This is a genomic window from Butyrivibrio sp. VCB2001, from assembly GCF_000423965.1.
GTDB lineage: Bacteria > Bacillota > Clostridia > Lachnospirales > Lachnospiraceae > Butyrivibrio.
On sequence record NZ_AUIZ01000025.1, the window covers coordinates 20,482 to 34,150 of the forward strand.

Below are 13,669 nucleotides of genomic sequence, written 5' to 3' on the forward strand. Positions count from 1 at the left end.
TATCTCATTTTCCTGATGGCCATTCTGATCCAATATCTAATCCATTCTCTGTAAGCCAGTCATCTTCCACTGATACGAGCTTTTCATTTCCGGCATCATCTACAAGCGTAACTGATACCTTCGGTTTCTGTCCTGGCTGCAGTTCTTCGCAGCCATAATCCCCATCAAAAATCTGCTTAATCTTCATTTAAAACCTCGTTCCACACTTAGGACAGAAATCAAAATCCTCTGTCGTCTCATATCCGCACTGTCTGCATTTCTTATATCCGGTAGTAAATCCCCTCCCATTTATTACTCTGGTCAGGTGATTCTGCTTAACCTCTACTTCTTCTCCCCTGGCAATAGCTTTACCTATCTCCGGATCAAGCTCGTAAACTGTCCCACAGCAGCTCGTCTGCACGTAGTAGTGCTTATTCCACTTAAAAGTCGGAATAAAGAAAAGAGACAACACTGTATAAGTCATGAACACATTGAATCGTCCGTATTTTCCGCAGATAGTGCAGGTCACAAGCTGGTTAAAAGAAAAGTCCTTCCTGCCGTCTGTAATTCCCATGATAAAGAACATACCACAAAACTCCTCCGAAATAGATACATCCATTATAACCCCAACGGCCCTATTCATCCCACTATAAATGAGCAAACATAAAAGTACCCATATCGGCAATTTTTTCATTTTTTGCCAATATGGGTAAACAATTACATATTCAAAATTTCCCAAAGCTCCGGAGTCAGGTATTTCTTAAGAAGTCCATCCGCATCCAAACCACCGAATCCATCGTAGAATTCTTCAGCCACTCCGCCTGCGATTGCTCCAAAGGTATCTGAATCACATTCCAGGGAAAAAACATTTCGGATGAAACTCTCGTAATCAATGCTCTCGTAGAAACATCTCATGGCTGCAGGGACAGATCCCTGGCAGCTCTCGTTCCATTTATAACGCGGTCTGATCTCATCAAGGCTGTAAGCAATGCTGTACTCATAATCTTCCTTGGGATACTGCTCAAGAACGTAATCATAGATTTCCTGCTTGCTCCTGCCATGCCTTGCCATCCAAATGCTGGTTGCTGTTACAACTGCTCCCTTGATTCCTTCAGGATGGTTGTGCGACACCACAGCTGTAGCTTCAGCCATCTTCTGCATCTCGTCGTAATCTTCATAGAACTCTCCAACAAAAGATGCTCTCATAGCGCTGCCATTGCCCCAGCTGTTATAAGGCTCATGATTATTTCCATTTATCCAGTTAAAGAACCTTCCTCCATATCCGGCAAATGGATATTCACGGCCAACCTCAACCATGGTCTCAACAAGATCTGCTCCAGTCTTAAGTGCCTTCTTTATAGCCAGTGTCATTACTGTATCATCTGTAAAACCGATTGCATCGCCCTCAGCCAGCGGTACATTCTTCCAATCAAGATTCTTTGGTCTGTCAAATTCAAACTGTGCTCCTAATATATCTCCTAAAACCGCTCCTTTTACTGCCATAAACATCACTCCTATCTATCCCCAATCAGCGCTATTGAAAAAGTTTACCACTTCCGCTACTGAATTTGTTTACCACCAGCGCTGACGAATTTCTTTACCACTAATTATTCTTGTAACATCCGGACAACAATCCTGAATTATCCAGACAAGATTATCTCCTTACCTTCCTGCCTCTCTTTTGGAAGTCAGCGTTGATTTCTTCATTCCATCCACTTCCAGTTAAGCACTCACTGGCTTCAGCTGAGCAATCCGCCATCATTACTGAGCAAACAGCATTTGAAACTCCTGCATAAACCTTCGCTGTTCCGATATTATCACTCACATAGTTAACTGCTCTATCTTTGCGGATTCCGTATTTCTGAGCCTCAGCATAAGCATCAATATTGGCTCCGATAAAAATGAACTCCCAGCCATATTTCTTTTGCTGCTTCTTGACCATCTTCTCGATCTTCTCACGAGAATATCTGTTGCTGGCATTCTCCATGCCATCTGTAGTAATAACAACAATGGTCTTCTCAGGCCTGTCCTCTTCCCTGGCGTACTTGTGAACATTGCCGATGTGGTGGATTGCTCCACCAACTGCATCCAGAAGAGCTGTGCAGCCTCTGACGTAATACTGCTTATCAGTCATCTTCTCTATCTTTTCAATCGGCACTCTGTCATGGATTACTTCGCACTCGTCATCGAAAAGGACTGTAGAAACCACTGCCTTCTCGCCTGTCTTTTTCTGTTTCTCCATCATGGCGTTGAAACCTCCGATGGTATCCGCCTCAAGACCTCCCATTGAACCTGATCTATCTAAAATGTAAACAATCTCTGTATATCCTTTACTCATCTCTTCTGCCTCCATCATTACATCTGTAGCTCCCTGCAGTGAGCTCTGTCCTTTGTTCTGATGTAATAATACCTTTTTGGCAAAAGAAATAGGTCAACCCGAAGGCGACCTATCCAATCAGCCGTTTGACAGCGGATTCAATCCGTAATCAAACAGCACAATATCTATCTTCATAACGTTGTAATCTTCATGTCTGATGAAATACTCAACTATCACATCTGTCTGTGATACCGGAGACAGTGCATACCCGGCAAGCCTCAGGAAATCTACCGCTTCATCCATGTTGAGTTTAAGGCCCACTGCCAAGGCAAGTACCTTTTCCTTTGATGGCTTAACCTGTCCCTTAATCAGCTTGGAAAAATACTGCTTTGAAATATTCGCAGCTGCATAAACCTCTGAATTCTTAAGGCCCTTCTTGTTGATCAGCTGCTGAAGATGCTTTTCAAAAGAATCCGTATACATGCTCTTTAAAGCATCATCAAGAGACTCTGCCTTCTTGGAAGCAAAGAGCCCCCGCTTCTTAGATGGTGCAGCTCCGGCAACACTAAGAGAAGACATCATAGGAGCACCATAAATCTCATTCTCCTTAGGTGCGCTTCCAATATCTTCTGATTCGAATTCTTTGTAATTTTCACGTCTTCTATCACGAGGACGCTCTAATCTGTACTCTTCATCTAGAGTCTCAGCAACATAGTCATCATCAATGTAGCTGCGTACTTCCTCTCCAAGTTCTCCAGAAATCCTTACAGACTTCTGTCCGAACACCACCAGGAAGATTTCCATCTCATGCTCTTCCAGGAAACTGGTAAAAGAATCTACGGCAATCTCAATACCGAGCTTTTGAGGAAATCCATAGGTCCCCGTTGCAAGCAGCGGAAAAGCAATGGACTTACACTTATGCTCATAAGCCAGCTCCAGAGATTTGTCATAGCAAGCTCTCAAAAGATCTGCTTCACCATGATCTCCACCATCCCACCATGGTCCGCTGGCATGGATGATGCATTTTGCATCAAGATTAAAAGCAGGAGTAATGCCTACTTCTCCTGGCTCCAGGCGTCCAATTTTCTCCCGGGCAGCAAGTAGCTTTTCTTCTCCTGCAGCTTTATATATGGCAGAATCAACGCCAGCACCAATCGCAACCTCCGGATTTGCAGTGTTAACTATGGCATCTGCTTTTACTTTTGTAATACTATTTCTGATAATTTGAAATGGCATGGTCGTTCAACCTCAGTATTTATCACCAATTTCCTGGCGTCAGAAAAATCATGCTGTCGTCAAGGATTACATCTCTTGCAAGGATCATACCCTTGCTGAATCAGCTCATCCCTTGTGCCTTCATAATACATTTTATTCTTTTCTTTCATATCTTTCACGCTATCGCAGGTCGGATTATGAAACTTATTGGAATTCTTATTAACAACGTAGGTTGTTCCTGCAGGAGTAGTATTATCACTCTGCGCAGGAGTCGATCTATTTACAGTTGTTCCACTATTGCCACCTTTAACTACAAATTCATCTGCACTTACACTCTTCTTATAGTTAGGATCTGCCTTGTTGCTGCCATTAGAATAATTGATGATTACTCCTGGCTGCACGTTGTAGCAGTATACGTTAAAAGAAATCCCTTTCCCCTTCCTCTATTTTTCCAGATATGCAACTTTTTTGCTACGCTCAACTGTATATTTGATTTCTGAACAGAGACAACCACATAAAGCTATAACAGGACATTTCCCACATCAGACTGCCTCCGCAAAGTAATCATTAACTATCTTTTCTAGCTGTCCTGCAATCTCTGCAAATGGCAAATTCAAATCCAACGCTCCCACAGCTATCTTGTTCCCACCCATCGAAAACTGATTGGTCGGTTGAAACTCCTCATCAGTCTTTGCATATAAAAGCAGTCCCGAAACATTACCAGTCTGTTCCTTATCCCAATTCTTTACATAAGTATAAATCTGATACAGATTAGCATTCCTATATGTCTGAGCATCAAAATTTGACTGCATCTGTTTTCCGTAATACTTGGCATCCAATATCAGCACTCTTCCATCTCTAGATTTAAGCGTTATATCTGTAATCATGTTTGGAAGCCACATATCATTATCATCATCAAGGTTCCACCGCACCTGATCCGGATTAGCCCTTAGCTCGGGATGATGATATCTGTAATATTCAAGAATAAATTTCTCATAAAGGTGACTCATTCTCTGATCATCCAAGAATGTAGCCATTTTTACTGCTCCTTCTTCTGTAGAAAGAAGCAGTCCCTCTATCACAAGTCTGCATATATTTAGAAGCATCCTATAGCTCTGATTATTTCTCTGATAACGTATCCTATCCCACTTAACCATTACAGGCTCGATATAATCAACACCGTCAAAGAAAAGCAAATCTTTCTTTAGCACAGTCTTGTTCTCCATCTTCACATTCCTCTGTTTAAGAAGGAGAATCATAGTAGTCTTGATAATCTGATTCAGCAGATTATTCTCGGATAGCTCATCATAATCACAGAAGAGCTTCTGTTTATGCTGTATCTTATTCTTAATAGTTCCCGGAACATCAAGTTTTCCCCGAAGCGTAGTTAGATTATCTGAGTTATTCACGTATTCACGATACAATCCATGCTTAAGTTGTTGTGCTACGCCTTTTCCAAGAATAGCTGCAAACATATCATGGATATTTTCAAAATCCTCCGCAGCTATATCATCATAGTTAGACTGACGCAGGATCTGAAATGCATAAGTCAGCATATAATATATATTTTTAATCAGTATCCCTTTGTCGTTTGTCATCAGCTGTTAAACACCCCATTAAGACGATTTCTCCAGAGTCTTACTTTGTCAGGCTCGTCAAACCAGTACTCTTCCAGCATAGGTACAATGTCATAATCAACAACAGATGTCATCCATCCTGCCAAATCCTCTTCATTACCCGGTTTCTGTCCACAGAAATAGCTATGTCCAATACAGAATCCTGCTCCAAGAGAAGGATCATCTGTAATAGCTTTATTAAGCGCTATTACAACATCTATAAGCGCATAAATCGTATCATCATTAAGTTCAGACAGGTATTTTTTAAAACCATCCGACTCAAATCCCGGTTCCATGGAAAAGAAGCTGAATCTTCTTCTAAGCGCATAATCGATCATTGCAAGGCTTCTGTCTGCTGTATTCATCATACCTATGATATAAAGGTTCTTTGGTACTGCAAACTGAAGTCCACTATATGCCATGGTAGCCTTTGTGCCTCTGTAGTCTTTTTCAATCAACATCAAAAGCTCTCCGAAAATTTTGCTCATATTTCCTCTGTTGATTTCGTCAATAATGAAGAAATATGGTACTTCTGGGTTATTGGCTGCCTTCATACAGAACTTATAAAAAATTCCATTTTGCAGCTCAAAACCTTCGCCAACCGGCTTATATCCCATTATGAAATCTTCATATGAATAATTCTGGTGGAACTGAATAAACTCAATCCTACTCTCATCCTTTACACCCATAACAGAATATGCTAACCTTTTTGCTGCAAAAGTCTTACCAACTCCGGGTGCGCCCTGAAGAATGATATTCTGCTTTTTCATAAGAATATTTCTAAGAGTGTCGTAACTCTCCCCAGTCATATATACTTCTGATAAAAAATCTTCTCTTGTATATGCATCAATCTGATCTGTACTTTCAGGTAATGGGTTTTCCTCACGAATAAGATCCATAATAAGATCATACTCACCCTTAGTAAGCTTGAAGAGACTTCCTTGCGGATTCTGGAAATATTCCATTCTTTCAAGCTCAGCTATATCCTTAAGCGTTGCATAATCGATAGGAACACTTAATCCTTCAACCTTTTCAAAGTACAGATTCTTTCCATCATTTTCCTGTGCTATCCTTGCAAGAGCCACAATCTGCTTTACTGGATTGGACTCATAACCAATAACAAGATCTCCTGGTTTTGCATCAAGAAAGTTTTGGAAAATCCTTCGTTTATTACCATTATCGTTGTATAGCGTATAACTCTGAACTTCCCCTATGCCAATATCTGCAAAACTCCAGATCTTTGGATTGGCATTCAGCCACCAATAATGCTTTTCATCAACTGTCTCTGCAAACAGAGCCACCTCTGACAGATCGACTTCTTCAAGTGCAGCTGCAAGCTCATCTCTAAGCTTCCATACAAAAGCACCTTCTTCATCCTTATCAGCATGCCTGCCTATATAAAGCACAGACCAGTAACGAGTTTTTCCTTCTTCATCAGTCCTAAGCTCACAATGCGTCTTCTCAGCAATTCGCTTTGCAAGAGCTGTAGAGCCCATATTGTAGAAATTTGCAGTTTCGCCATACTTTGTCGATAACTGAGAACAAGTAGCCTGGCCTCCGTAGTCCCTCATACGGGTGACTATTTCCATGGCCTGATCAGTGAATATATCATCATCATTAAGAAGCTTTATCCACTGTTCTTTGCTGATTCCCGGATCATAATCCGTGGCAAGCCACTCTTCTTTCTTTTCACCGGAATCATTCAGGAAATTCGCAATGTAGAAAGAAATATCAAAAGCCAGTGTACGATAGGTCTGATCATAATAGCACTTATCATCCAGCTTTACCTTATACATCTTAAGAAGCTCTTCATCCTTCTCCACTTCAGAAATGATTTCATCAATGAGCTCCATGTTTCCCTTTATATTAGCAGGCACGTTTCCCTTCTTTGGAATAAAAGTGTTTTCAAGGTACTGGCTTGTAGCCTTGCATACAGAGTACTTGAATACGTCATACTTTGAAGGATACTTCAGCCACAGGTACACTGTGATAGCCATTGGCCTCTGGTAATGCTGCTTGCCCGGTAATAGCCTATCACACAGACTCTGTGCACTAACCTGGAATCTAGCAATTCGGTCTGTTACTGGCTTTGTCTCGTCATATAAGTCGATAAACATTTCACGCACAGCTTCTTTATCCTGTTCTGCAAATACCTGAATCATTCCTCGCGGGAAGTTGTTCATGGACGCAAGAAGATTAAATGTTTTATCTGTTGCCACAGTAAACATCTCATAGAAATTATCAGCATTAATGTCCCAATGCGTTTGAAACCACTTGACCGCCTCCCACTTATAGCGCTCATCCGGCCATCTGCTTTCAAATGCTGCCTTATACTTTACAAGGCTATCCTTTAATTTCTCATGATTAACCATTCTTGCACCGTCCTTCAATTGTATTCTTTTATAAGTCTTTTAATTTTTTCTGACCAATAAACCTCATATATGCCTTAGGAGTTATTTCGTTTTCAACAAACAATCTATGGGCAGAATCACGCCAATCTTGATTACCCTGATTTGAAAATGAAGAATAAATCGTTCTTATAACTGTTGTGGCATTTAAAGCCCATTTAACAAAATCATCTCTCAAAACGTAGAATAGATCATCCGCATATATACGTGCTTCACTATCTATCTCTTTTGAATTTGTAACAAAAATAGATATTATTTCTGCATTATCCGACACCCCTGATGCATTCTCTCTCATCCATATTTTATGTGAAACAGCTTCTCTTACATCATTAATAGGTATATTCTTAACATTCTCTTTTTCATCATAAATCTTGTCTTCTGATACAATTGCTAAATCTCGGTTAATAATCCAATATGGATCAGGAGCGCCTGAAGTCTCTGGATTAATTGATACATATCCAAGTATATTTCCAAGTTCCTTGAATCCGCGTTCAAACTTTAGTCCATCAGGGCTGTTTAAATCGTCCAAAATAGCTTTAATTTTTTTCTCAAGTTTTTGACTAGAAGAAATCTGGGTAAAGACATTTTCCAAATTGCAAACAATATCTCCAAAAAAATCTTCATCTATCTCTGAACTCTCATTATCCAAATTAAATTTTTGAGCTAAATTTGGTAACCATTTTATACCAATTGTCGCTTTCTGAGCATCTTTAATATTATTATAGCCCTTCGCAATATATTCCCTTTCGCCCTCAGCCATAAGATAATAAGCAATACACCCAGAAATATACTGCCAATAAGCTTTGTAACCGCCCAGAGAAGGAACATTCAAATGGTCTACAACTTTTGTTGCTTCCTCGAATGCTTCTTTATATGCTTTTTTCCATAAATAATATTGAAATTTAACCTCATCAACAGCAGCATTATGAAGTTTTTCATTTACAAGTTGAGTTGAAGAATCCTTATCATTCCAATATCCATTTCTCAAATCTACAATGTATTCATCGGCCTCTTGCCAAGTAGCATTTCTTTCGAGAAAATCTCTAGCCTGCTCCACAATTTCTTCAACTTTCTCATAATCTGATGAATTTTCTAATCCAAACTGAATTTCCGCACGTAGTTCTGGCGCATACTTTTTTAAATTATCGATTTTAGTAAGATCGTTCTGAACAGTATCACCTAATATACACACAATTGAATAATCACTAGGGTTGCGTGAACATCTTCCTACTGCCTGAATAATTCTGGTCCTAATTCTTTCTTCGTACAGCTTCGATGATCCCATACGGTAAATAAGAAACTTTTCCTGTATATTTGTTGTTTTAGGCAAGTTCCATATGAACAGTAATCGGCTTTCATCATTAGCAAAATCGATGCCATCAAATCTATTGGCCAAAATAACAGTAGCATCTGCACTGTTAACAAAACCATTTTTAGATAGTTCTATATCTCCAGCAACAAATACCTTAGAATCTTTCAGATTTTCTTCATAATATTCCTTTACTTCTTCTGCATGTACATTATCCGGAACCAAAAAAACGCTCTTTTTACATAGACTTTGAAGCTTTTCTACAACCTCCCCCATTAATTCATCTTTAAGTGATAAGTTTGGAAACACAAAAAATCTTCTGCCTAGCCCCTTTTTATCCCAATCATTTACAATTGGTAGCCTTGTTATTTTCTCAAGGCCAGTAATTCGCTCCAGTTCTCCGTTTTTACCAAGTGTCGCCGACATAAGGACTCTCTGTTTTAAACCTGCGAATGGACGATGTGTCATTGTCGGAGCAATCCAAGGTCTTAGCAATATGCATTGATTTGCGATAATAAAGTTACAGTCCTGAATGTTCTCGGCGATTCTAGAAAAAGCATAATAATTTGATGAAGAAGGTTCTATTCCCGCTTGTAAAATAGCATTTATATTTCCCAACTGTTCATAAATAATTGGTACAGGGACCATGTTGCACCAAAGAGCCAGTTCAGGGCTATAATCTTCCTCGATTAAATTATTATAATCATTGTCACTTATATAAGGCCTAAGCAAAGAAGACAATTGTGAAAACAGCACTGTTCCCGCCTGTATTTTTACTGTCCAATTAGAAATAATATAATCTTCGCAAGAATGAACATCATCCATTATCACAACATCCACATCAGAGAAAAACGTATTTGTAGCAAAAAAGGCGCTATAAGTTGTAACCCCTACTGCTTCAGCCAATAAAAATTTACTTTTATCACTAGGTTTATACTCCTTTTGCTTCCCACAAAAAGAAATAACATTTATTCCATATTTATCTTTGGCCTGTTCTTCAACTTGGTGAACTAATTGATTAGTTGGACACAAAAACAAAACCTTCTCTTTATTCTTTCTACGTCTATATTCTGCTATCAGAAGGCCAACTAATGTCTTTCCACTACCTGTCGGTAACTCAAGGGCAATATTCTTACTATCTTTTTGTTTTATATATGCATCTAACATAGCTGATTGATAATCCAATGGCCCCATTATCTTTTTCAGCTTATTGTCTTGATACATTTCCTGCGGTGTATTATATACAAATTCTTCCTTCTTTTTTATTTTAAAAGCCATTCCATAAGCTCCTTCAACAATTACATTTTATTCATAGCTTCCTTAAGTGCAGCAAACTCTTCATCATTGAGAGTTACACCTTTTCCCATCTTTTCATGCTCCGGTGCCCAATCACGAATATCATACTTTGGTGCACCACCATTCCATGAAACCTTATTCAATTCCTTAGTCCAGCCCTTAGCGCTAGTTGAAAGGACTCCCAGTTCCTCTACAATTTCATACTGAAAATCAGCCATAATATGCCTCCTGTTATTTAAGCAAATCCATAAGATCCTCATATGTATGAACTACATCATACTTTACAGAATCACTGCTGATAGCCTTGAAATGCTCTCTTGCACAATGAATCTTAGAACTCTCCATTTTCTTAAGCTGCATGGTATCCATAGAGCCCTTTGTCTCAGCTATGAAGTAAATATGTTTCACTGTTCCCTTCTTGAAGGAAATAGCCCAGTCAGGATTATAATGTCCTACCGGAGTATTGATATAGAATCCATTAGGAAGCTTCACATATACTGCTACATCCTCGCAAGTATCAAGCTTTTCAGCAAATTCTTTCTCATTTGTAGAGTCATAAACGATATGATCATATAAATGACGTTGTGCTTTCATAGCGTTTGTGCCAAGCTTACCCTTGATAGTAGGCTCTGTAAAAATATCCGTATCATATTTTTCATCAACAACGTTGTAAGTAATATGCTCGATAATAGCCGTAGCCTTTTGCTCATTGATAAGGTTTCCTGCCTTGATAATGAACTCCTCTGGATTGTACTTGAACTGCTCAAATACAGAAGGCTGAATTCCAGTTAATATACGAACAATATCCTTTCTTGTGAGACCGGTAGCTTCAACAAGCTTACCAACGAGGTCATATGTGACAGAACTGCTTACTGCAGCAGTTGAATCATATTCCTTGGTCTTTTCAAGCTTCATGGCATCGCCACTTGCAATCTGAGCCTTAGAATCAATCTTCTCCATGCTACCTGACTGCACGGTAATTCTGATTTTGGCAACACGCAACTTTGCGTCAAGTTCTGCAATAGATTTCTTTACAAGCTCATCGGAATCAAAATCAACTACGTATACTGATTTAGAATTAATCTTGTTCCAAAGTTCCTTGAACTCAGGCATTGCCATCTTGTTCTGATCAACATGAAGCTCAATATTATTCTTGCGGGCATCTTCAGGCATCATTGCCTTTGCATCGTAAACAGACTTAAGAATCTCAATAATTCCCTTTGCATAAGCCTCTACCGCCTCAGAGAATCTCAAGTTATCAGCTTTTTCATCCTCATAAAACTTCTCAGTAATCTGCCCCTTGCTATCAATATACTTTTCAACAATAAGACTATACTGAATATCATCAGCCATATCCTCATCAATTATATAATCAACACCGTTGTTATCTGGAATTGTTCTGCCAACAAACAGGCTCTTTTCAACTTTTCTAGGTCTATCTGCTACTGCTTCAGCAATCTCTGTCTGCAATCCTTTTGCAAACTGATCATAGCTTTCACTTGCGATAACTGTAAGAACATTGATGTTGTGAACGTCTTCGCCAAGCACATTTGCATCCATTCTTTCTCCGTCCTGATTTACGCATAGACGAAGGCCACGCCCTACTTCCTGACGCTTACGTACATCACTTCCACTCTGTTTCAGAGTACAGATCTGGAAAACGTTAGGGTTATCCCATCCTTCACGAAGAGCAGAATGTGAAAAGATAAATCTAACAGGAGACCTATTAGGATCTCTCTCCAAAAGAAGCTCCTTATTTTTCATGATAAGATCATATGCATCAATATCATCAGATGTCTTCTCTTTCTTGTCAGAAAGCTTAGAATCTGTCATGCGTCCCTTTTTATCAATAGAGAAATATCCGGCATGAGTGCTTTCAGCAGTAATAGATTCTAGATACTTAAAGTATTCTTCATCACCAATTTCACGCTGCATATTGTCAAGGACATCCTTATATTCCTCTTCAAACATATCTGCATATTTACCGTTGGTCTGGTTTCCAGCTTCGTCATACTCACGATAATTCTTTACTTCATCAATAAAGAACAATGAAAGAACCTTAATCCCCTTGGAGAAAAGCTGACGTTCTCTTTCAATATGAGAAAGGATTGTCTCTCTTATCTGGATCCTACGGAGCTGATCTTCATCATATTTGCCAATAACATCACCGGCAAAAAGCTTTGTTCCATTCAGGAACTCAATAGAATCATCACGGCCATCTATAAACTTGATAACATATCCATCTTTGTATTCCTGTAATTCACCGGAATTATCATAAAGGTTAAAGCCGATACCAACAGTCTTTGTTACCTTCTTTAATCCCGTAGCACCCTTCATGTCAAACTGAATTGTTGCTGTGGGATCTGCTTTTGACAGATTGACGCTCTGCAAGTATACATATCCTGTTGTCGCTGTGTTTCCGGTCTCAGTTATTCCTTTAACAGAAATCTTCTTAACAAGCTTCTTGTTATAGGCTTCCATGGCATCCAAACGATAAACCATGTTGTAGATACTATCTGACTTATGAGTAGCCGAATAACGAAGAGTCATAAGTGGATTGAACTCTTCGAGGTTCTTCTTGGTCTGTTTACCTTCTACAGACTGTGGTTCATCTATGATCACAATTGGATTTGTCTTAGCAATAATATCTATAGGTCTACGGCTTCTAAACTCATCCAACTTCATGTAAATACGACGAGCATCTTTTCCCTTAGCATTAAATGCCTGGGAATTGATGATCATTACATTGATAGAGCTGTCAGAAGCAAACCTGTCAATCTCAGTAAGCTGTGCAGAGTTATAGATGAAAAATCTGATCTTCTTTCCATATTCTTCTGCAAAGTGTTCCTGTGTCATCTGAAAGGACTTATAAACGCCTTCACGGATAGCAATACTTGGAACAACTACGATAAACTTACTCCAGCCATAATGCTTGTTAAGCTCGTACATGGTCTTGATGTATGTATAGGTCTTACCTACACCAGTCTCCATCTCGATTGTAAGATTGTACTTACCTTCCAGCTTATCTGACTGCTTAATCTGATTTGTGCGCTGAATCTTCTGAATCTGCTCCAATACAACGCTGTCAGTAAGCTCAGGTATAACCTTCATGTTATTCCAGCCGGTGAAATCCACATCATCAGTAATACTGTACTGATAACCACTGCCTCTATCCATCATATATGAGGGCGTTCCATATGGTCAATGTCATTAAGTTAAGGGTCGCGAATCAATCAAAGATATAATAAAGAGAGACTGATAGCATTATTTCAGTCTCTCTTTTGCTTTTTATGGTATGCCTAATAGGCAGACGCTAATCTGCCTAATCATAATTATGAATTCAAGCACAGTTATGCTACTCTATATAAGAAGCCACGGAAAACTCTTGGCGCGAAATTTCGCTCCCAGTTCCTATCTGGCCGAATTGGCAAGAGGTTCTTCGAAATAACGGCTTCCAAAACTTGTAGCGTTGTTTTTCTGCGGTAATATAGTCTGCACATATGGACTGCTACTGTAAAGTTTGCTTTAT

Annotated in this window: 11 protein-coding genes; all 11 read right to left on the minus strand. The window is 39.3% G+C overall.

The window, feature by feature from the left end; all coding sequences use genetic code 11:
* Positions 1–4: 4 nt before the first annotated feature.
* Positions 5–187, minus strand: coding sequence for a hypothetical protein (locus G589_RS0116555; RefSeq protein ID WP_026519371.1), 183 nt, complete (start codon positions 185–187; stop codon positions 5–7).
* Positions 188–565, minus strand: a complete 378-nt coding sequence (locus tag G589_RS0116560) for a zinc ribbon domain-containing protein (protein WP_026522908.1) — start codon at positions 563–565, stop codon at positions 188–190.
* Between the two features lie 131 nt (positions 566–696).
* The gene (locus G589_RS0116565; RefSeq protein WP_051192507.1) at positions 697–1,482 is read right to left on the minus strand and encodes an ADP-ribosylglycohydrolase family protein; all 786 of its coding nucleotides are present in this window, start codon (positions 1,480–1,482) and stop codon (positions 697–699) included.
* Positions 1,483–1,633: 151 nt separating this feature from the next.
* Entirely contained in the window at positions 1,634–2,317 is a 684-nt protein-coding gene (locus tag G589_RS0116570) for a vWA domain-containing protein (protein ID WP_026522910.1), read from the minus strand.
* A 117-nt stretch (positions 2,318–2,434) separates the two neighbouring features.
* Positions 2,435–3,532 carry a macro domain-containing protein gene (locus tag G589_RS0116575; protein ID WP_026522911.1) on the minus strand — a complete coding sequence of 366 codons (1,098 nt, stop codon included), beginning with the start codon at positions 3,530–3,532 and terminating at the stop codon, positions 2,435–2,437.
* 59 nt (positions 3,533–3,591) lie between these two features.
* Positions 3,592–3,912: an Ada metal-binding domain-containing protein gene (locus G589_RS20430; protein WP_051192509.1), complete on the minus strand. Its 321-nt coding sequence runs from the start codon at positions 3,910–3,912 to the stop codon at positions 3,592–3,594.
* Positions 3,913–4,053: 141 nt separating this feature from the next.
* A complete protein-coding gene (gene mcrC, locus G589_RS0116585; protein ID WP_026522912.1) occupies positions 4,054–5,109 on the minus strand; it encodes a 5-methylcytosine-specific restriction endonuclease system specificity protein McrC in 1,056 nt (351 codons plus the stop codon).
* Positions 5,109–7,499 carry an AAA family ATPase gene (locus G589_RS0116590; protein ID WP_026522913.1) on the minus strand — a complete coding sequence of 797 codons (2,391 nt, stop codon included), beginning with the start codon at positions 7,497–7,499 and terminating at the stop codon, positions 5,109–5,111. Before G589_RS0116590 ends, mcrC begins: the two co-directional genes overlap by 1 nt.
* Before the next feature lie 28 nt (positions 7,500–7,527).
* Positions 7,528–10,122 carry a DEAD/DEAH box helicase family protein gene (locus G589_RS0116595; RefSeq protein ID WP_026522914.1) on the minus strand — a complete coding sequence of 865 codons (2,595 nt, stop codon included), beginning with the start codon at positions 10,120–10,122 and terminating at the stop codon, positions 7,528–7,530.
* 20 nt (positions 10,123–10,142) lie between these two features.
* Complete coding sequence (locus tag G589_RS0116600) at positions 10,143–10,358, minus strand: YdbC family protein (RefSeq protein ID WP_026522915.1); 216 nt, start codon at positions 10,356–10,358, stop codon at positions 10,143–10,145.
* A 13-nt stretch (positions 10,359–10,371) separates the two neighbouring features.
* Positions 10,372–13,320 (minus strand): type III restriction-modification system endonuclease, encoded by a 2,949-nt coding sequence (locus tag G589_RS20435; RefSeq protein ID WP_081669100.1) that lies wholly within the window; start codon positions 13,318–13,320, stop codon positions 10,372–10,374.
* Positions 13,321–13,669: the final 349 nt, after the last annotated feature.